At 47.5% G+C, this 19,539-nt stretch carries 18 protein-coding genes and 1 pseudogene; 14 read left to right on the forward strand and 5 right to left on the reverse strand.

Annotated features, from left to right (window positions below; all coding sequences use genetic code 11):
* Window positions 1-38: 38 nt before the first annotated feature.
* On the reverse strand, window positions 39-1,343 hold the full coding sequence (locus AXI59_RS06655) for an NCS2 family permease (protein ID WP_061527717.1): 1,305 nt from the start codon (window positions 1,341-1,343) through the stop codon (window positions 39-41).
* Between the two features lie 95 nt (window positions 1,344-1,438).
* Here AXI59_RS06655 and pepV point away from each other — a divergent pair, with 95 nt between their 5' ends.
* On the forward strand, window positions 1,439-2,830 hold the full coding sequence (gene pepV / locus AXI59_RS06660; RefSeq protein ID WP_061523145.1) for a dipeptidase PepV: 1,392 nt from the start codon (window positions 1,439-1,441) through the stop codon (window positions 2,828-2,830).
* 37 nt (window positions 2,831-2,867) lie between these two features.
* On the opposite strand, the gene cysK is transcribed toward pepV, so the two are convergent.
* On the reverse strand, window positions 2,868-3,803 hold the full coding sequence (gene cysK, locus AXI59_RS06665) for a cysteine synthase A (protein ID WP_061523144.1): 936 nt from the start codon (window positions 3,801-3,803) through the stop codon (window positions 2,868-2,870).
* Window positions 3,804-3,930: 127 nt separating this feature from the next.
* On the opposite strand from cysK, the gene thpR reads away from it, so the two are divergent.
* The 4 genes from thpR to AXI59_RS06685 all read left to right on the forward strand — a co-directional run bounded on the left by thpR (window position 3,931) and on the right by AXI59_RS06685 (window position 7,466).
* A complete protein-coding gene (thpR, locus tag AXI59_RS06670) occupies window positions 3,931-4,482 on the forward strand; it encodes an RNA 2',3'-cyclic phosphodiesterase (RefSeq protein WP_061523143.1) in 552 nt (183 codons plus the stop codon).
* A 26-nt stretch (window positions 4,483-4,508) separates the two neighbouring features.
* Complete coding sequence (locus AXI59_RS06675; RefSeq protein WP_061527718.1) at window positions 4,509-5,441, forward strand: hypothetical protein; 933 nt, start codon at window positions 4,509-4,511, stop codon at window positions 5,439-5,441.
* Between the two features lie 52 nt (window positions 5,442-5,493).
* On the forward strand, window positions 5,494-6,423 hold the full coding sequence (locus AXI59_RS06680; RefSeq protein ID WP_061523141.1) for a YegS/Rv2252/BmrU family lipid kinase: 930 nt from the start codon (window positions 5,494-5,496) through the stop codon (window positions 6,421-6,423).
* A 245-nt stretch (window positions 6,424-6,668) separates the two neighbouring features.
* Window positions 6,669-7,466: a phosphotransferase family protein gene (locus AXI59_RS06685; RefSeq protein ID WP_061523158.1), complete on the forward strand. Its 798-nt coding sequence runs from the start codon at window positions 6,669-6,671 to the stop codon at window positions 7,464-7,466.
* Here the strand turns inward: AXI59_RS06685 and AXI59_RS06690 are convergent, their stop codons facing one another.
* Window positions 7,467-7,745, reverse strand: a complete 279-nt coding sequence (locus AXI59_RS06690) for a YtzH-like family protein (RefSeq protein ID WP_003152357.1) — start codon at window positions 7,743-7,745, stop codon at window positions 7,467-7,469. It abuts the gene before it with no gap.
* A 182-nt stretch (window positions 7,746-7,927) separates the two neighbouring features.
* Here AXI59_RS06690 and trmB point away from each other — a divergent pair, with 182 nt between their 5' ends.
* From trmB to AXI59_RS06705, 3 genes are all read left to right on the forward strand, one after another.
* Window positions 7,928-8,581 (forward strand): tRNA (guanosine(46)-N7)-methyltransferase TrmB, encoded by a 654-nt coding sequence (trmB, locus tag AXI59_RS06695; RefSeq protein ID WP_061523157.1) that lies wholly within the window; start codon window positions 7,928-7,930, stop codon window positions 8,579-8,581.
* A gap of 58 nt (window positions 8,582-8,639) precedes the next feature.
* The gene (locus tag AXI59_RS06700) at window positions 8,640-9,485 is read left to right on the forward strand and encodes a YtnP family quorum-quenching lactonase (RefSeq protein ID WP_061527719.1); all 846 of its coding nucleotides are present in this window, start codon (window positions 8,640-8,642) and stop codon (window positions 9,483-9,485) included.
* A 78-nt stretch (window positions 9,486-9,563) separates the two neighbouring features.
* On the forward strand, window positions 9,564-11,261 hold the full coding sequence (locus AXI59_RS06705) for an NAD-dependent malic enzyme (protein WP_061527720.1): 1,698 nt from the start codon (window positions 9,564-9,566) through the stop codon (window positions 11,259-11,261).
* A gap of 54 nt (window positions 11,262-11,315) precedes the next feature.
* On the opposite strand, the gene AXI59_RS06710 is transcribed toward AXI59_RS06705, so the two are convergent.
* Window positions 11,316-11,633 (reverse strand): PepSY domain-containing protein, encoded by a 318-nt coding sequence (locus tag AXI59_RS06710; protein WP_061523155.1) that lies wholly within the window; start codon window positions 11,631-11,633, stop codon window positions 11,316-11,318.
* 158 nt (window positions 11,634-11,791) lie between these two features.
* Here AXI59_RS06710 and AXI59_RS06715 point away from each other — a divergent pair, with 158 nt between their 5' ends.
* Window positions 11,792-12,865 (forward strand): M42 family metallopeptidase, encoded by a 1,074-nt coding sequence (locus AXI59_RS06715; protein ID WP_061523139.1) that lies wholly within the window; start codon window positions 11,792-11,794, stop codon window positions 12,863-12,865.
* Window positions 12,866-12,901: 36 nt separating this feature from the next.
* Here AXI59_RS06715 and AXI59_RS06720 read toward each other — a convergent pair.
* Window positions 12,902-13,270: pseudogene (locus tag AXI59_RS06720) on the reverse strand (YtoQ family protein); the annotation flags it as partial.
* Window positions 13,271-13,401: 131 nt separating this feature from the next.
* Between AXI59_RS06720 and AXI59_RS06725 the strand changes: the two are divergent.
* The 5 genes from AXI59_RS06725 (at window position 13,402) to murC (ending at window position 19,513) form a co-directional block, all read left to right on the forward strand.
* A complete protein-coding gene (locus tag AXI59_RS06725) occupies window positions 13,402-13,725 on the forward strand; it encodes a thioredoxin family protein (RefSeq protein WP_061527721.1) in 324 nt (107 codons plus the stop codon).
* A gap of 15 nt (window positions 13,726-13,740) precedes the next feature.
* The gene (locus AXI59_RS06730; protein ID WP_082791739.1) at window positions 13,741-14,550 is read left to right on the forward strand and encodes a DUF1444 domain-containing protein; all 810 of its coding nucleotides are present in this window, start codon (window positions 13,741-13,743) and stop codon (window positions 14,548-14,550) included.
* Window positions 14,551-14,564: 14 nt separating this feature from the next.
* The gene (gene ytpR, locus AXI59_RS06735) at window positions 14,565-15,170 is read left to right on the forward strand and encodes a YtpR family tRNA-binding protein (RefSeq protein WP_061527722.1); all 606 of its coding nucleotides are present in this window, start codon (window positions 14,565-14,567) and stop codon (window positions 15,168-15,170) included.
* 168 nt (window positions 15,171-15,338) lie between these two features.
* Window positions 15,339-17,972: a DNA translocase FtsK gene (locus AXI59_RS06740; protein ID WP_061527723.1), complete on the forward strand. Its 2,634-nt coding sequence runs from the start codon at window positions 15,339-15,341 to the stop codon at window positions 17,970-17,972.
* A 242-nt stretch (window positions 17,973-18,214) separates the two neighbouring features.
* A complete protein-coding gene (gene murC, locus AXI59_RS06745) occupies window positions 18,215-19,513 on the forward strand; it encodes a UDP-N-acetylmuramate--L-alanine ligase (protein ID WP_061523134.1) in 1,299 nt (432 codons plus the stop codon).
* The last annotated feature ends 26 nt before the right edge of the window (window positions 19,514-19,539 follow it).

The raw sequence follows: 19,539 nt of genomic DNA on the forward strand, positions 1-19,539 counted from the left end.
CTATGGGGTCAGTCCCTTTTTTCGGAGAGGGTTTTTTCTTAATGCCCGTTCAATATAAAGAGCTGAATAAAAAACAGAACGGCAAAGATAATGACCAAAGGATGAATATCGCGCCACTTTTTCTTTGCGACTTTAACAAGCGGATATGAAATAAATCCAAGTGCAATTCCTGTTGAAATGCTGGATGTCAAAGGCATGGCCAAAATGACCAGAAACGCCGGGAAAGCTTCATCAAGCTCATTCCACCGGATATTAGACACTGCACCCATCATCAGGCTGCCGACAATAATCAGCGCCGGTGATGTAATCGCAGAAACCTCGGATAAGACACTGACAAGCGGGCTGAAAAACATGGAAACGGCAAACATGACAGCGATCGTCAGCGCCGTCAGCCCCGTTCTTCCGCCGGCTGCAACCCCTGCTGAAGATTCCACGAACGCTGTCGTCGGGCTTGTGCCGAAGATGCTGCCGACCGTCGTAGCGGTCGAATCGGCCAGTAGTGCTCTCCGGGCATTCGGAAGCTGATTGTTTTTCATCAATCCCGCCTGTTCGGCAACGCCGATCATCGTGCCCGTCGTGTCAAAAATGGTGACGAGAAGAAAAGAGAAGACAACGGCGTACAGGCCGTGGTGAACGACATCACCGAAAGCTGCGAACGGATTTGAGATTAAAAGCCCTTCAGGCAAATGCGGAAAAGAGATAAATCCCTTCGTAAAATGGATCTGCCCGGTGATAAAGGCGATGACGGCTGTCAGCGCCATGCCGATAAATAACGCTCCGTTTACATTCAGCACCATCAGTACAATACTGATGATAAGCCCGATCAGCGTTAAGATGACAACGGGCGAATGAAGATCACCGAGGGCGACTAAATTAGACTTGTCGGCTGTGATGATTCCCGCCTGGCGTAAGCCGATAAACGCTATAAATAAACCGATGCCGGTCGTTATCCCGTATTTTAAATTGTCCGGAATCGCTTCTATAAGTTGTTTTCTTAAAGGAGTTAACGATAAAATAATAAAGATGACTCCTGCGATAAACACAGCGCTGAAAGCTGTCTGGTACGTAATGCCGGTGCCGGCGCCGACGACATGAAACGCAAGATACGCATTTAAACCCATGCCGGGAGCAATGGCAATCGGATAATTCGCAGCCAGGGCCATCCACAACGTTCCGACAATCGAAGCGATAATCGTCGCGGTAAATACCTGATCAAACGGAATCCCTGCGTTCGAGAGGATAACAGGATTGACGACAATGATATAAACCATTGTAAAAAAGGTGGTCAGTCCCGCGGTAATCTCTCTTTTTATTGTCGTTTGATGCTTGTCGAGATGAAACATAAGTACCTCCAATGACGAACGTTTTTTCAAAACATCATCTATATTATTCGTTTTATGAACATTTTGCAAGTCGTTTATGAAGAAAGGGGATTGTGATGAACTGGGAAGTTGAAGTAATCAGAAAAAAAGAAGACCTAATCCGTGACACACAGAAGTTTTTGCAGATCAACAGTGTGATGGATGAATCAACAGCGCGTCCCGGCCAGCCGTTTGGTTCAGGCGTCAATGAGTGTCTCACCTCTTTGCTTGATTTCGGTGAGAAGGAAGGCTTTACCGTAAAAAATATTGACGGTTATGCCGGCCATATTGAGTGGGGAACGGGGGACGAGATCGTCGGCGTGCTTTGCCACGTGGATGTCGTGCCGCCGGGAGACGGCTGGACGAGTGATCCTTTCTCCGCCGACATTCGTGAGGGGCGGATATACGCAAGAGGGGCCATTGACGATAAGGGGCCGACGATGGCGGCGTTTTACGCGCTGAAAATCGTCAAAGACATGCAGCTGCCTTTATCCAAACGAGTCAGAATCATTATCGGGACAGATGAAGAAAGCGATTGGAGATGTGTGGAGCACTATTTCAAGCATGAAAAAATGCCTGACATCGGCTTTGCCCCTGACGCTGATTTTCCGATTATTAATGCGGAAAAAGGGATCATTGACGCGTCACTGCGCATTGCATCAAAAGCCGCCGGCCGTGAAGCCAAAAACCGGCTTGCTTCATTCCGTTCAGGACTGCGATTAAATATGGTGCCGGATGCGGCGGAAGCCGTCATTGAAGGAACTGATGTTGACGCTGTGAGCTCCTATTTCAGCAATTGGCTGGAAGAATCACATACACAGGGTGAGGCGAAGGCGGAAAACGGCCGGCTGACATTACGGGTCTACGGAAAATCATGCCACGCGATGGAGCCGGATAACGGTGTGAATGCCGGGTTAAAGCTCGCTGAATGTTTGCAGGGGGCGGAGCTTGATGAAGCTGGAAACTACTTTATAAAAATTGTTTCCGATTATTTTTCACATGATACACGAGGGAAAAAGCTGAACATTGACTGTAAAGACGACATCAGCGGTGAGCTTACGCTGAACGTCGGCACCTTTACATATGAAAAGGATCTGGGGGGAGAGCTCGGCATCAATATCCGCTATCCCGTCACATCAGACAGCAAAGTGATTCGTGATGCTTTTATGGCGATAAACGATTTTCAGCTTGAAGAGTTCAAAGACAGCAAACCGCACCACGTATCAGCCGATCATCCGTTAGTGAAGACGCTTCAAAAGGTATATGAAGGTCAAACGGGCAAAAAAGCGGACCTGATCTCAATCGGCGGAGGAACGTACGCGAGATCCCTTTCAGCAGGCGTCGCGTTCGGGCCGCTGTTCCCGGGCCGTCCTGACAGCGCTCATCAAAAGGATGAATATATTGAAATTGATGATCTCCTGCGGTCAACGGCTTTATACGCTCAGGCTATTTATGAGCTTGCAAAATGAGAAAACAAAAAAGGGAGGCCGCTTGCGGCATCCCTTTTTATGATTCAAATGACCATAAATCCGTAGATAAATAACGTTCTCCCGTATCTGCCGTCATGCAGATGACAACCTGTTCAGCAGGCAGGCGTTTTGCGGTTTCGATGGCCGCAAAGCATGCTGCGCCTGATGAAGGACCGACAAGAATACCTTCTTCAGCGGCAAGACGTCGTGTTGTCGTATATGCGTCTTCATCAGATATTTTTATAATTTCATCGTAAACATTCTGATTCAATATACCAGGAATAAAACCGGGGCTTGTCCCGACAAGCTTATGGGCGCCGGGTTTTCCGCCGGATAAAACAGGTGAACCTGCAGGCTCTGCGACATGAACGGTCATTTCCGGGAAAAGCTCCTTCAGCGCTTCTCCGGTTCCCGTAATCGTGCCGCCCGTTCCTGCCGTGGCGACAAAAGCGCCGAGCGGTCTGCCGAGCTGCTGAACCGCCTCATAAATTTCTGCGGCGGTCGTTTTTCGGTGGGCATCGGGGTTTGCGCTGTTTTCAAATTGCATCGGTATAAAGCTTCCCGGGATCTGTTCGGCAAGTTCTTTCGCTTTTTTGATGCTGCCGGGCATTCTTTCCGCTCCCGGCGTCAGAACAACCTCCGCGCCGTACGCTTTAAGCAGATTGATGCGTTCTTTCGTCATCGTGTCAGGCATGACAAGGATTGCTTTATATCCGCGTGCCGCCGCGTTCATGGCCAGGCCGATGCCGGTATTGCCGCTGGTCGGCTCGATGATCACAGAGCCGGGTTTCAAACGTCCGTTTTTTTCTGCTTCTATGATCATATTGTAAGCCGCTCTGTCTTTGACACTGCCGCTCGGATTAAAAGATTCTAATTTTAAATAGACTTGCGCTGCGTCCGCGGGCTGCAGGCGGTTCAGCCTCACAATCGGGGTATCACCGATCAAATCCGCCGTATTGTTAACGATTTTCAAAGCCTATCTCATTCCTCTCTGTATAAAACATTCGGTACATAATATCCTATCATATAAGCGGACAGGGTTCTCCTCTCCGCTTATCCGTTTTATAATAACACCATAACCTAAGGAGGGGGTCCCTCGTATGAAAGCTTCATTGCCGCATTATTTTATCGGCATTCCGATTCCGGCTGATATTGCTGAACCGATTTGGGAAGCAGCCAGAAAGGAACCTGTATTAACATTTAAAAAGTGGGTGCACCCGCTTGATTACCATATCACCTTAATCTTTCTCGGCGCAGCGGATGAAGCGCGGCTTGCAGGCTTAAAGCCAATGCTCGCTGACATCGCAGCTCTTTCACAGCCGTTTACCGTTCAATTTCAAAACCTCGAGTTTTTCGGAGCCCGCGAGCAGCCGAGAGTGCTGCATTTAGAGCCGGAACGGAATGATTATCTGTTCGATTTGCGGGAAAAAACAAAGCAGGCTGTACAAAAAGCCGGCTTTCAAGTGGAAAAGCGTCCGTATCATCCACACATGACGATGGCGCGGAAATGGAGCGGAGATGTACCGTTCCCGCCTCATGTTCCGTTTGAAAGCGGCAGGGCTTCAAGCACCGTCACCCGGTTTTCCTTGTTTCAAACCCATCTTGACCGGTCGCCTAAGTACGAAGAAATTGCACAATTTCAACTGACATAAACAAAAATTCGGAGTGGGGAAATGACATGGCACAGATCATCAAAATTCACGACTGTATATCAAGATATGAGCTAGACCCTTATCACTATATGAATCAGTTTATCCGTTTAAAAAAAGAACGCTGGAAAGCTCTCTTGGAAGCTTTTGACCGAAAAAAGGAGGAACAAGAGACACAAATGGCTGCATCGGGTGAAACGGCTCCCGAGCCAAGCAGAAAAAAATTTTTCTTAAAGAAGAGAAAAGCGGAGATTCTGTCCGATATAAAGGAAAAGAGGCATCAATGGTTTGATGAGCCGGACGAAGAAGAGGCGCTGATGCTGGACCTTCCGTCTCATAGGGCTGAGCTTGCGCCTTACTTTAAAAATCAATTGTATGAATTTCAATTAAAGTGGGCGAGCTCCACGCTTTCCGACATGTCTGAGCTTTCTCGGCAGGTCCGGCGGGACGGGATTTTAAGAATGCTGGCCCAAAAGCTTCCTGATTCCTATTTTGTGATGTATCATCCTGTTCTTCAAATTCAGCAGGCATCTGTAGAACTAAGCATCGTCATTCTCTCTCCGCTGGAGATTTTTTGCGTTGCTTTTTTGGAGGCTGAGGAAGACAGCGTGTATATCGGGTCGAAAAATCGTTTTTGGGATAAGAAAACCTCGGGCGGCTCGCATCCGGTTTTGAATCCGGCTCTCAGCGTGAACCGGACAGGCTCTGTCGTCTCACAAATCGTCAAAGAGAAGGGGGCAGACATTCCCGTCAAAAAGCTCCTGCTCAGCCAAACATCGTATATTGATTATCCTGAACCGCCATACGGACTGGACATAGCAGACAAGCGGACTGCCGGTGAGTGGCTGCAAAAGCAGCAGAAAAATACGGCGCCCATCAAGCATCATCAGCTGAAGGCTGCAAATGCCCTGCTATCTTACGGCCTGTCCAATTCAAGACGGAGACAGGAGTGGCTTGATTAAGCAGAACGCTTCCCGGCGGTTTTCTCATACATGAAGCAGGTGAAAACAAACGATGAGTCAATGGTTTTTTATTATTAATCCGGCCGCCGGGCGCGGCAGGGGCCGGCGTGTCTGGAAGGCCGTTCAAAAAGAGCTGTCCAAACGGGGAGTGGAGCACCGCTCTTTTTTGACCGAACATCCGGGACATGCGGAGGTGCTGGCGAGACAGATTTCAACGATGCAGGATCACAAGCTGAAGCGGCTGTTTGTAATCGGCGGAGACGGTACGATGCATGAGGTCATTAACGGGCTGAAAGGAATAGGCCAAATTGAGCTGACCTTTGTGCCTGCCGGTTCATATAATGATTTTTCCAAAGGGTTTGCCGTCAAAAAGACGGCTCTTCTGCAAGAAATCAAACGGCAGCACCGCCCGTTAACACGAAAATTTTACGCAGGAAGCGTCAACTTTTTCCACGACAAAGCGCAATCTCTTTACTTTTTAAACCACCTTTCTGTCGGATTTGACGCCTGCGTGCTGAAGGCAGCCGTGAATTTTCCGTTTTCACGCGCCCTTCGGTTTCTGCGTCTCCGTTTTCTGATTTATCCGCTTGCACATTTATATACGGCGGCCACATTTCAGCCGTTCACGTTTGTCTGCACGGCGGGCGGAGAAAGGCGTGAATTCCGTAACGTTTGGTTTGTCATCGCGGCAAATCATCCTTATTACGGCGGCGGGATGAAAGCGGCGCCTTCTGCAAATCCCCGTGAAAGCAGCTTTGATATTGTCATTGCGGAGCATTTGTCTTTTGTCTCGCTGTATCGTTTTTTATTCGCGATGAGCTTTGGCAGGCATATTAATATGGACGGCGTCACGATTTTAAAGGAAAAAGAAATCACCTTTGAGACGCCGGGCAAAATTCCGTTTCATGCAGACGGCGAGCTGATCGGAACCACACCGTTCCGTTTAACGCCGGGTTCAGAGCCTTTAAGGATAAAATCATAGGGAACAAATGAAACCCGTCATATCATAAATCTTAGAATTCACACGGCGTTCTTACGAGTTTTGCTTGACGAAGTTTGTGCTCTAGCGCTAAAATTTATAAGACGGCTATTGATTAGCATATGAGACTCTCAATAGCTGTCTTTTTTATTTCTCATGAGGTTGTTTATGACAGGCCGATCTGCCGGCTTATGGAGGCATGAGGCCTATTCTAAAATATTTTAAGAAATGATGGGTTGAACATTGATATGAACTGGTTGGGACAATTACTAGGTAGCGATTGGGAGATCTTCCCCGCCGGAGGAGCTACAGGAGATGCATATTATGCGAAACATAACGGCCAACAGCTTTTTTTAAAACGTAATAGCTCGCCCTTTTTAGCCGTGTTATCCGCCGAAGGCATTGTTCCGAAGCTGGTTTGGACGAAACGGATGGAAAACGGCGATGTCATTACGGCTCAGCATTGGATGGCGGGCAGAGAGCTGAAGCCGAAGGATATGAGCGGACGCCCGGTGGCTGAGCTGCTTCGCAAAATCCACACATCTAAAGCCTTGCTGGACATGCTGAAAAGACTTGGAAAAGAACCGCTCAATCCGGGCGCTCTTTTGTCTCAGCTGAAGCAGGCCGTATTTGCCGTGCAGCAATTTTCGCCGCTTATTCAAGAAGGCCTTGCATATTTAGAAGCGCATGTAAATGAGGTGCATTTCGGTGAAAAAGTCGTTTGCCATTGTGATGTGAATCATAATAACTGGCTTTTGTCTGAAGACAACCAGCTGTATTTAATAGATTGGGACGGCGCGATGATAGCCGACCCGGCCATGGATCTCGGCCCTTTACTGTATCATTACGTTGAAGAGCCAGCGTGGGACAGCTGGCTTGGCATGTACGGCATGAAGCTCACGGACGGTTTGCGTCTGCGCATGGCTTGGTACATTTTATCAGAAACCCTCACGTTTATCGCCTGGCACAAATCAAAAGGAAACGATAAAGGGTATCATGATGCCATGGAAGAGCTGCATGCCCTGATGAAGCGGATTGTCAAGTAGTCAGGAGTATGAATCCATTTGCTCCACCCATTGGGACAAGTGGTTTTGATGCTCCTGAATATGCGTGTCGATGGAATCGGCCGTGATGCCGGACTGGCTGTAACGGTACACATCCTCAAGCACATTTTTTATATTTGAATCAAGCCCGGTATTGGCCATTAATGATTTGATGACGCGTTCTAGCTGTTCGTATTCGGCAACTGTGCCGCAGCAATCCAATTGATGGTCGGCTAATATGTCCTTTAATAACCGAACCTGATGTTCGCTTGTTAAGCCCATGGTTCATATACACATCCCTTCTGTGTCATACATTGTGCAAAGCGGTGCTGTTTTATGCATCAGATGAGTGTTCCGGACCGGGGAACCTCTTTTTTATGCAGGCGTGCCTGAAAACGCGCTTGCGGCTGTTTTTGTTTCATGGTATGTTGTTACTCGAAATTATAGATAGAGGTGTCAATCATATGAGAATGCGCCATAAACCTTGGGCAAATGACTTTTTGGCAGAAAATGCTCACATTGCCATCAGCGATCCGGCTCAGTATAAAGGGAAATGGGACACGGTCTTTGGCAACGCCAATCCGATTCATATTGAAGTAGGAACGGGAAAAGGACAATTCATTTCCGGAATGGCGAAACAAAACCCGGATATTAACTATATTGGAATTGAACTGTTTAAGAGCGTCATCGTAACGGCAGTCCAAAAAGTAAAAGACAGCGGGGCAGAGAATGTCCGTTTGTTAAATATAGACGCTGAAACACTGAGTGATGTATTTGACCGGGGAGAAGTCAAGCGCGTATATCTAAACTTTTCTGATCCTTGGCCGAAAAACCGTCATGAAAAACGCCGCCTAACGTTTAAAAGTTTCTTGAAAAAATATGAAGAAGTGATGGGCGAGAATGGCGCGATTCATTTCAAAACGGATAACCGCGGTTTGTTTGAATACTCCCTGAAAAGTTTTTCCGAGTACGGCCTTCTTCTGACAGAAGTCAGTCTCGATCTGCATAACAGCAATCCCAAAGGCAATATCATGACAGAATACGAAGAGAAATTCTCCGCGCTCGGCCAGCCGATTTACCGGGCAGAAGTCGAATGGAGAACAAAAGACAGACTCTGATACGGGAGTCTGTTTTTTTATGGCGCCATTTGCTACCATTACATCAGGAGGGATCATGATGGAGACATTGAATATTGGCAATATTTCATTAACATGGCTTGACGGCGGCGTAACGCATATGGACGGAGGGGCGATGTTCGGCGTTGTTCCGAAGCCCTTATGGTCAAGAAAATACCCTGTAAATGACAAGAACCAAATTGAATTGAGAACAGACCCGATTCTGATCCGAAAGAACGGCCTGAATATTTTAGTTGACGCGGGTATCGGGTCAGGAAAATTCTCAGAAAAACAGAAAAGAAACTACGGCGTGACCCAGGAATCCAATCTGAAACAATCCCTTGCCGGGCTCGGCCTGACTTGTGAGGACATTCATATTGTGGCGATGACCCATCTTCATTTTGACCATGCGTGCGGTTTGACGGAATACCGCGGGGATGAGCTCGTCTCCGTTTTTCCGAATGCCCGGATCATCGCATCTGCGACCGAATGGAATGAAATGCGCCATCCCAATATCAGATCGAAAAATACATACTGGAAAGAAAATTGGGAAGCGGTAAAAGATCAGGTCAATACCTTTGATCATGCGCATCAGCTGACAGAGGGCATCACTATGCATCATACGGGCGGCCACAGTGACGGCCACAGCGTTATCGTCTTGGAAGATGAGGGAGAAACCGCTGTGCATTTTGCCGACCTGATGCCGACAAATGCCCACAAAAATCCGTTATGGGTTTTGGCGTATGACGATTATCCGATGACCTCCATTCCGCAAAAGCAAAAATGGCAGGCCTTCGCCGAGGAAAAAGACGCTTGGCTGATCTTTTATCACGACGCGATATATAGAGCCGTAAAATGGGGAGAAGACGGCGAAATTACGGCATTCGTCAAACGGGAGGGAAAATAGGCTGAATTTGATTTGCCTGTATGAATTTCGGAAATGAAAGCAAACCTAAAAACAAATTGCTTTGAAAGGAAGAGACAGGTGAATCAATTTCAAGTGACAAAAGATGGAGAAATCAAAACATCTTTACGCGGATTAGAAGTGCTTTCTACACCTTTTTTAAATAAAGGAGTGGCCTTTACACAGGAGGAAAGAAAAGAACTCGGACTTGAGGGCTTTCTGCCGCCGAAGGTATTAACCATTGAAGAGCAGGCGAAGCGGGCATACGAGCAGTTCAGTTCCCAGCCTGACGAATTAAGCAAAAACGTGTACTTGACCGCTCTCCATGATCGAAATGAAACATTATTTTACAGACTTTTAAATGACCATTTGGGCGAGATGCTGCCGATCGTATACACTCCGACTGTCGGCACGGCCATCCAGCGGTACAGCCATGAGTACCGAAAGCCGCGCGGACTGTATTTATCCATTGATGACCCTGAGGGAATGCGTGCCGCGTTTAAGCAGTTCGGAAAAAATGAAAACATTGATTTAATCGTTGCGACGGATGCGGAAGGCATTTTGGGAATCGGCGACTGGGGTGTCGGCGGCATCGCCATTTCTGTCGGAAAGCTTGCGGTGTATACGGCAGCTGCGGGAATTGATCCGTCAAGAGTGCTGGCGGTTGTATTAGACGCGGGCACAAACCAGGAAAGCCTCTTAAATGACCCGCTTTATGTCGGAAACCAGCATTCAAGGGTCCGCGGGGAAAAGTATGATCAATTTATTGATGAATATGTCGCGCTTGCAAGGGAAACATTTCCGAACGCATTGCTCCACTGGGAGGACTTCGGAACAGCTAATGCCCGCGGCATTTTAAAACGATATAAAGATAAAGTTTGTACGTTTAACGATGACATTCAAGGAACGGGCGCGGTCTCGCTTGCCGCCGTGTTAGCTTGCGCAAAAGCATCGAAAATGCCTTTGAAAGAACATAAAGTCGTCATCTTCGGAGCGGGAACAGCGGGGATCGGAATCGCGGAACAGCTTCGCGAGGCAATGGTGCATGACGGGTTAAGTGAAGAAGAATCGTACAGCCGTTTTTGGTGTATCGACAAAAACGGGCTGTTAACCGATGATATGAAGGACCTGCGCGATTTTCAAGTCCCTTACGCCCGCCCGGCCGAAGAAGTGAAAGAATACAGCCGCAGCGGTGAAGGCGGATCGATTGATTTGGCAGAAACGGTGCGGCAGGCAAAACCGACGATTTTGATCGGCACATCCACTGTATCAGGCGCCTTTACGGAAGAAATCGTCAAAGAAATGGCTTCTCATGTCAAGCGGCCCGCCATTTTGCCGATGTCAAACCCGACCACTTTATCAGAAGCAAAACCTGAGGATTTAATTAAATGGACAGAAGGCCGCGCACTTATCACGACAGGAAGCCCGTTTCCGCCTGTCGAATATAATGGTGTGACCTATCATATCGGGCAGGCCAACAATGCGCTCGTTTTCCCGGGGCTTGGGCTCGGAACAATTGTGACAAAGGCGAGGCTGATTACAGACAGTATGTTCGTTGCCTGCGCAAATGCCATAGCCGGCATGGTGGATGTCGGCAAGCCCGGCGCGCCGATGCTGCCGAAAGTGGAGGATCTAAGGACCGTGTCGGCTACTGTTGCCGTAGCCGTAGCAAAAGCCGCAATAAAAGACGGTGTAGCGGAAGCGGAACCTGAAGATTTGATTCAAACGGTGCAGGACGCGATGTGGCACCCTGTATATAAGCCGATCCGCCCGATGTAAGTGCAATAAAGCCCAAAACGCTGAAGGTTTTGGGCTTTATTTTTGCTTGTCCGATTAAGAGGCGACAGAATCAATCACATCGACAATCTGTCCTGTTTTTGCATTGACCATGACTTCATATTGCTCCAGTTCGCCGAATGCCGAGCGCGTCACGCCGGTTTTGTATACCTGGATGGTTTCTCCGTTTACATGGTAAGGCTCTGGCTCAGTGTAAATCCATGATCCGTCAATCGGTCCGCGCTGCTTAAAAGCCGCTTTCACGATGCGGAGCGCTTTTTCTGATGAAATATAAGGTTTCATCACATACTTTTTCACTGCAACGGCAGCGCATAATCCTAGTCCTGCACCTAAGAGAAAATGACGTAATTTCAACATGAAGCACCTCCAAATGTATCGTACTTTTCATTATACAGAAGATGCCAAACCGTGTTAAGTAAAGCGGCGGTTTTACAGCCCATTCATTCAGGGTGCTTGGAAAACAACTGTTTTTCTAATAAAATAAAGGGACTACATAGAAATGAGGGGAAAACATGAATCAGGAAACGAAAGCGCTTTTCCGGACACTGACGCAGCTTCCCGGCGCGCCGGGGAATGAACACCAAGTTCGCTCTTTTATGAAACAAGAGCTTGCAAAATACGCGGATGACATCGTGCAGGACAGGCTGGGAAGTGTTTTCGGGATGAGGCGCGGCGCCGAGGATGCGCCGACTGTTATGGTAGCGGGACATATGGATGAAGTCGGATTTATGGTGACGCAGATTACAGATAACGGCATGCTGAGATTCCAGACGCTCGGCGGCTGGTGGAGCCAGGTGCTTCTTGCCCAAAGAGTAGAGGTGCAGACAGAAAATGGACCTGTCATCGGCGTCATTGCCAGCATTCCGCCTCACATTTTAACAGATGCGCAGCGCACAAAACCGATGGAGATTAAAAATATGATGATTGACATCGGTGCCGATGACAGAGAAGACGCGATCCGGCTGGGCATTAAACCCGGGCAGCAAATCGTGCCGGTATGCCCGTTTACACCGATGGCGAATGAGAAAAAAATATTGTCTAAAGCATGGGATAACCGCTACGGCTGCGGATTAAGCATTGAACTGTTAAAAGAATTGCATGGCAAAGAGCTGCCGAACAACCTTTATGCAGGCGCCACCGTTCAGGAAGAAGTCGGCTTAAGAGGGGCGCAGACAGCCGCCAACATGATTAAACCTGATTTGTTCTATGCCCTAGATGCAAGTCCGGCAAATGATATGAGCGGCGATAAGCACCAGTTTGGCCGGCTCGGCGAAGGGGTGCTGCTCCGCATTCTCGACAGAACGACGGTCATGCATCGCGGTATGCGGGAGTTCGTTCTTGATATGGCGGAAACACATAACATCCCTTATCAATATTTTGCATCAGGAGGAGGGACCGATGCCGGAAGAGTCCACATTTCAAACAGCGGCGTCCCGTCTGCCGTTATCGGCATTTGTTCAAGATACATTCATACTAACGGCGCCATCATACACGTTGATGACTATGCCGCCGCAAAAGAAATGCTGATCAAGCTGGTGATGGCGAGCGACAAACAGACAGTTGAAACGATCAGAGAAAATGTTTAATGTTAAAAAAAAGCAGGACCGCTCAGGGCGGCCTGCTTATTCTGTCTCAAACAAATAAGAGAGTGCTTTCATCGCTTGATTCACGGTTTCGACGGTGATATTCGCTTTGCCTGAAAGCTCTTTTAATGGATGATGCAGCGTTTCCGGGCGGATGAGAATGAGGGGTTTTCCTTTTGCGATCGCATAAGAAGCATCCATCGCCGTGTTCCACTGTTTATATTTCTCTCCAAACAGGGCGATGACAAAATCGGCCTTCTCCATTAAAACCTCAGTTCGGAAATTATTGATATCAGAGGCTCTGGCGTCTTTCAGAACAGCATTAGGCTGCACTCCCATGATTTCTTCTCCGATATTATCTGAGCGCTCATGGTTTTCCATCGGGCCGACAAAGGTGATCGAAACTTGCTTGATAATGCAAATGAAATATGATAATGATATTGCATATAGTTGGTCTTGCTGTAAACAGTTTGGTATGATCCAATTGGACAAACATCAGCATACAAATAAAAATCACATAATCAAATGGAGGTATCACAATGAAAAAGATTGAAAGCGCAGAAGAATTGCAAAAAGCGGTACAGGACGATTGGGCTGTATTTATGTTTTCAGCGGACTGGTGCCCGGACTGCCGCTTTGTGGAGCCGTTTTTGCCTGAGCTCGAAGCGAATTACCCGGAATTCACATACTATTACGTAGACCGCGATCAGTTTATAGATACATGTGCGGAATGGGAAATTTACGGAATTCCGAGCTTTGTTGTTTATAACAGCGGAAAAGAAGTAAACCGTTTTGTGAGCAAAGACCGCAAAACGAAAGAAGAAATCGAGCAATTTTTAACTGATTCCCTTGCTAAAGCATAAAGGAGGCCGCGGGCTTTGAAAATGACGTCAAGGAAGCTGTCGGATATATTAAAACAGCGCCTGGAACACGAGAACCGATCCTTCTTTTTTGACAGAGAAAAAGACACCCTCCGTGTTGAGGATCAAACGACTAAAAAAGGCATCACATTAGAACTCCCGCCGATTATCGCCAAATGGGAAACAAAAAAAGAAGAAGCCATAGACGAAATCGTTTACTATGTTTCAGAAGCAATGGCGGCGATGGAAGGAAGCGGGCAGGAAATGACCGGGAAGGAAGCGGGAATTTATCCGGTTATCCGCTCCACGTCATTTCCTGACAAGACGAGCGACGACATTCCGCTTGTGTTTGATGACCACACAGCGGAAACAAGAATCTATTATGCGCTTGACCTCGGCAAAACGTACCGATTGATTGACAGCCGGATGCTTGAAAAGGAAAACTGGACAAAAGAGCGGATCAGAGAAACAGCTTTATTTAATCTGCGCTCACTTCCGACCGTTGTTAAGCAAGATACAGTGGCAGACAACTGTTTTTACTTTTTCAGAGCAAATGACGGCTACGATGCCAGCCGGATTCTTAATGAAACGATTCTCAATGAATATAAACAGGCCGCAGAAGGCGAATTAGCCATCTCAGTTCCGCATCAGGACGTATTAATACTTGCTGACATTCGAAATGAATCGGGTTATGATATTTTAGGGCAAATGTCCATGAGCTTTTTTGCAAGCGGCACGGTGCCGATTACGGCCCTTTCATTTTTATACAATGAAGGCAGACTGGAACCTGTGTTTATCATGGCGAAAAGCCGGCCGAAAAAGGATTAGAAAGGATTTTTCTTATGAACGCTTTTTACAATAAAGAAGGTGTGGGAGATACGCTTCTGATCTCTCTTAAAGATGCAGCGCGCGAAGAAATCGGCTATGAAAAAGTAGGCGATGTCGTTAAAATCTTTAACAAGGAAACAAAAGAAACGACAGGTTATAATATTTTTAACGTGTCTTCATACTTGCAAATTGATGATAACGGACCCGTCGCTTTGTCTGAGACTTTTATTCAGGACGTAAATGAAATGCTGAACAGAAACGGCGTCTCAGAAATATTGACTGTCGATCTTTCTCCGAAGTTTGTTGTCGGTTATGTGGAATCAAAAGAAAAACATCCGAATGCGGATAAACTGAACATCTGCCAAGTGAACGTAGGAGAAGAAACCCTTCAAATCGTTTGCGGTGCGCCGAATGTGGACAAAGGGCAAAAAGTCGTCGTCGCTAAAGCCGGCGCCGTTATGCCGAGCGGCCTTGTCATAAAAGACGCTGAATTGAGAGGCGTTCCGTCAAGCGGAATGATCTGTTCCGCTAAAGAACTCGCGTTGCCGGATGCACCTCAGGAAAAAGGCATCCTAGTGCTGGAAGACAGCCGCGAGGCCGGAGAAGCATTTCAATTTTAGACTCCCATAAATAAGCGCAAAGCATCGAATCATGTGAAAGAAAGCCGTTAAGCCCACTTGCTTAACGGCTTTCTTCTGTTGCGAGCTTAACCTTTTCTGAGCCGCCGAGCAATGGTATACTAAATATCGTCCCAGAATAATATAAAGGGAGTTAGAGAGTGATTAAACATGAGTTGGCTGAATAAATTTTTTGACTTATTTTTAGGTGAAAAAGAAGAAGAACATGAACGTGAAGAAAACACGCATGTTCAAGTCCAGAAACAGCAGACACCGGATCAGCCAGAAGGCAGCTTAACGCGCATGGAAGATCCTAAAATATATTATGAATATCCGAAAGGGAATTTTCGCTTTCCTGTCGTTCCTGACGGATACAAACGCACAGAACAAAGACAGGCGGAGAGGCAGGAACGCCGCCGCACCCCGTCCGGCGGTTATACCGTGCGGAAGGAGCACGCGGAACGGAAAGAGCATACATACGAAGAGCCTGAAACGGTGAAAAAGCCTTTTAAACCGACATCCATCCCTTCACCGATCTACGGCTTTCAATCTCAGCACAGCATAAAAAAGACCGCCAAGCCAGTGAAACAAAGTGAAGAGAGCGTCACATTGCTGTCAGAGGAAATCAAAAAAGAACAGGCTGTTCCGCCAAAAGCCGGGCCTGAACCGGAAAAAGAGCCTGTCTTTGCTCAGCCCGGCATAACAGAACACGTTGGACAATCCATGAAACAAAAGGCTGAAGAGATCCAGGGTGTTCAAAAAGAGCAGGTGTATGAGGAGCCAGACCTGAACTCTGTATCCAGTTGCGAAACACAGCCTGCGGAAGAAGAACAGCAGGAAGAATATAGTCAGCAAGAGCCTGATGCAAGCCTGCCTGCCGAAAATGCAGAAAAACCAGTATATGAGGAGCCAAACCTGCACTCTGCATACAGTTACGAAACGCAGCCTGCGGAAGAAGAACAGCAGGAAGAATATCATCAGCAAGAGCCCGGAGCAAGCCTGTCTGGCGGCAATGCAGAAGAATCAGTGCATAAGGATTCAGAACCGCCCCTTGAATACAGTGAAGAAGCTGAGCCATATGAGCGAAAACAGCCGCAAACCGACAGACGGCCTGAGAATGAAGAAACTCTCGCTGCCGAAAACAGAAAAGAATCAGAACAGCAGCCCGCATCCAGCGCAGGGGCTCAGCATGAGGCAGAAACTGAAGAACTCCCGGCTGCCCAGCCTGATGACAATGCGGAAAATACAGAGCAGGCTGAACCGATTCACACACATATAAGAGCAGCCCGTCCGAATGCGCCGGAAAAACAAGAGCGGCCGAAAGAGCGGAGCGTTCCGTTTAACGTCATGATGCTAAAAAGCGATAAGCATAAACAGAGCAAGTATCCGGAAGGCGGTACAAGCTATGTATTTCCGAATGTTTCCCTCTTAGACGTGCCGCCCGCGCAAAAACAGGACGACCAATCGTGGATTGAAGAGCAGCGTGAGCTTTTAAATGTAACGCTGAAAAACTTTAATGTGCGCGCTCATGTCGTTCATGTCACACAAGGGCCTTCCGTCACAAGGTTTGAAGTGCACCCTGAGCCCGGTGTAAAAGTAAACAAAATTACAAATTTAGCTGATGATATAAAACTGAGCCTTTCTGCCAAGGACATTCGGATTGAAGCGCCGATTCCGGGAAAAAACACGATCGGCATCGAAGTTCCGAATCGGGTGAGCAAGGTGGTTGATTTACGGCAGATGATCAGAAGCGCCGCTTTCAGGACGAATCCGTCTCCTCTTACAGCCGCGCTTGGCGTTGATATTTCCGGAAATCCGGTCGTCATCGATTTGAAAAAAATGCCGCACGGACTGATTGCGGGGGCGACGGGATCTGGAAAAAGCGTCTGCATTAACACCATTTTGGTAAGTCTGCTTTATAAGGCGGATCCGAGCGATGTTAAAGTGCTTCTCATCGATCCGAAAATGGTGGAGCTTGCGCCTTACAATCAAATTCCGCATTTGGTCAGCCCGGTCATCACTGACGCAAAAGCTGCTACGGCCGCTTTAAAATGGGTTGTGGAAGAAATGGAGCGGCGATATGAACTGTTTGCGCATTCAGGTGTAAGGGATATCGGCCGCTTTAACGAGTTATCGGCCGATCATAAGACAGGTGAAAAGCTTCCGTATCTTGTTGTCGTCATTGACGAGCTTGCGGATTTAATGATGGTGGCGCCAAACGATGTGGAAGAAAGCATCGCCAGAATCGCGCAAAAAGCGAGAGCCTGCGGAATTCATCTTCTGGTTGCCACACAGCGCCCGTCGGTGGACGTCATTACAGGTATGATTAAGGCGAATATACCGACGCGGATCGCGTTCTCCGTGTCAAGCCAGGTCGATTCAAGAACCATTATCGACATGGCAGGTGCAGAAAAGCTGCTCGGAAAAGGGGACATGCTCTTTTGGGAAAACGGCACGGGAAAACCGGTTCGCCTGCAGGGCAACTTTGTGTCCGACAGAGAAATCGACCGCGTCGTTTCCCACGTCAGACAGCAGCTGCCGCCTTCCTATTTATTCGAACAGGAAGAGCTGATCAGACAAGGAACTGCCTTGAAGGAAGAGGACGAGCTGTTTCGGGAAGCCTGCGAATTCGTCGTGGAACAAAACAGCGCGAGCACCTCAAGCCTGCAGAGAAGGTTCAGAATCGGATATAACCGCGCTGCAAGACTGATCGACATGATGGAAGCCGAAGGCATGATATCAGAAGCGAAGGGCAGCAAGCCGCGTGAAGTGCTGATTACGGCCGCTGACATTTCGCAAGAATAATAATATCGTTCATTTTTCTCACAAACATGGTATGATAATGGATGGATCATTCAAACTGCAGCGCTGTTGTGTGCTGAAATATCATGCGGCAGGTTTAATCAAAAAGAAAGTTACAGATACTGACGATAACGTAAAAATAAATGGAAGATGCCGCTGTGCGGGCGTTTTGCCCCGCAGCGGTCGCAAATTGAAATGAACGTCATATACTGGGGAACAGATAGACGTTTGTTGGAGGTACGAATATGACTGTTTATCATTTTGTTGGAATAAAAGGGACAGGTATGAGCCCGCTCGCTCAAATCCTTCACGATACAGGATATAAGGTGCAGGGATCTGATATAGAAAAGCAGATTTTTACTCAAGCTGCCCTTGAAAAAAGAAATATCCCGATCTATCCGTTCAGCGCCGACAACATCAAGCCCGGCTTGACGGTGATTGCCGGAAACGCGTTCCCGGATTCTCATCCGGAAATCGCAAAGGCGCTCTCTGAAGGGATTCCTGTGATCAGGTATCATAAATTTTTAGGCGATTATATGAAAAAATATACAAGTGTCGCCGTAACTGGCGCACACGGAAAAACGTCAACAACGGGTCTTTTGGCTCATGTGATGCAAAAAGCGAAGCCGACTTCATTTTTAATCGGAGACGGGACGGGCAAAGGAAATGAAAACAGCGAGTACTTTGTGTTTGAAGCGTGCGAATACCGCCGCCATTTCTTAAGCTATCAGCCTGACTATGCGATCATGACCAATATTGATTTTGACCACCCTGATTATTTCGCCAACATTGACGATGTGTTTGATGCTTTCCAAAACATGGCTCTTCAAGTCAACAAAGGCATCATTGCTTGCGGAGACGATGAGTATTTGCCGAAAATTCACGCGAATGTGCCTGTCGTGTATTACGGAACAGGGGAAGAAAACGATTTTCAGGCGAGAAATATCGTAAAAAATACGGAAGGGACAACATTTGACGTCTTTGTCCGCAATACGTTTTACGACACTTTTTATATACCGGCATACGGCCACCACAATGTCCTCAATTCTTTAGCGGTCATTGCGCTTTGCCATTATGAAGAGATTGACGTGAACATGATTAAGCTCGGCCTTGAATCATTCGGCGGCGTCAAACGCAGATTCAATGAAAAAGTGATCGGCAGCCAGGTGCTGATAGACGATTACGCCCACCATCCGACAGAAATTAAAGTCACCATTGAGGCGGCGCGGCAAAAATATCCTGAGCGCGAGATTATCGCCGTATTCCAGCCGCACACCTTTACACGGACGCAATCTTTTCTTGATGAGTTTGCAGAAAGCTTAAGCGCCGCAGATCGTGTGTATCTGTGCGATATTTTCGGTTCTGCCCGTGAAAATGTCGGCAAGCTGACCATCACGGATCTTCAGGAAAAAATAGATAACGCAAAGCTCATTGAAGAAAATGATACATCCATTTTAAAAGCACATAAGGATGCGGTACTGATCTTTATGGGCGCCGGAGACATTCAAAAATATATGAGGGCCTATGAAAACGTCATAGCGTAACGAAAAAGCAGTGGGTCTCTCACTGC

The organism is Bacillus nakamurai, from assembly GCF_001584325.1.
GTDB lineage: Bacteria > Bacillota > Bacilli > Bacillales > Bacillaceae > Bacillus > Bacillus nakamurai.

Bases quoted from the DNA above. Each gene is read 5' to 3' on its own strand.
- AXI59_RS06700 (WP_061527719.1), top strand. From the start codon at position 8,640: ATGGAGACATTGAATATTGGCAATATTTCATTAACATGGCTTGACGGC.
- AXI59_RS06715 (WP_061523139.1), top strand. From the start codon at position 11,792: ATGAATCAGGAAACGAAAGCGCTTTTCCGGACACTGACGCAGCTTCCC.
- AXI59_RS06690 (WP_003152357.1), bottom strand. From the start codon at position 7,745: ATGGGCTTAACAAGCGAACATCAGGTTCGGTTATTAAAGGACATATTA.
- pepV (WP_061523145.1), top strand. From the start codon at position 1,439: ATGAACTGGGAAGTTGAAGTAATCAGAAAAAAAGAAGACCTAATCCGT.
- trmB (WP_061523157.1), top strand. From the start codon at position 7,928: ATGAGAATGCGCCATAAACCTTGGGCAAATGACTTTTTGGCAGAAAAT.
- thpR (WP_061523143.1), top strand. From the start codon at position 3,931: ATGAAAGCTTCATTGCCGCATTATTTTATCGGCATTCCGATTCCGGCT.
- AXI59_RS06675 (WP_061527718.1), top strand. From the start codon at position 4,509: ATGGCACAGATCATCAAAATTCACGACTGTATATCAAGATATGAGCTA.
- AXI59_RS06725 (WP_061527721.1), top strand. From the start codon at position 13,402: ATGAAAAAGATTGAAAGCGCAGAAGAATTGCAAAAAGCGGTACAGGAC.
- AXI59_RS06655 (WP_061527717.1), bottom strand. From the start codon at position 1,343: ATGTTTCATCTCGACAAGCATCAAACGACAATAAAAAGAGAGATTACC.
- AXI59_RS06740 (WP_061527723.1), top strand. From the start codon at position 15,339: ATGAGTTGGCTGAATAAATTTTTTGACTTATTTTTAGGTGAAAAAGAA.
- ytpR (WP_061527722.1), top strand. From the start codon at position 14,565: ATGAACGCTTTTTACAATAAAGAAGGTGTGGGAGATACGCTTCTGATC.
- AXI59_RS06685 (WP_061523158.1), top strand. From the start codon at position 6,669: ATGAACTGGTTGGGACAATTACTAGGTAGCGATTGGGAGATCTTCCCC.
- murC (WP_061523134.1), top strand. From the start codon at position 18,215: ATGACTGTTTATCATTTTGTTGGAATAAAAGGGACAGGTATGAGCCCG.
- AXI59_RS06680 (WP_061523141.1), top strand. From the start codon at position 5,494: ATGAGTCAATGGTTTTTTATTATTAATCCGGCCGCCGGGCGCGGCAGG.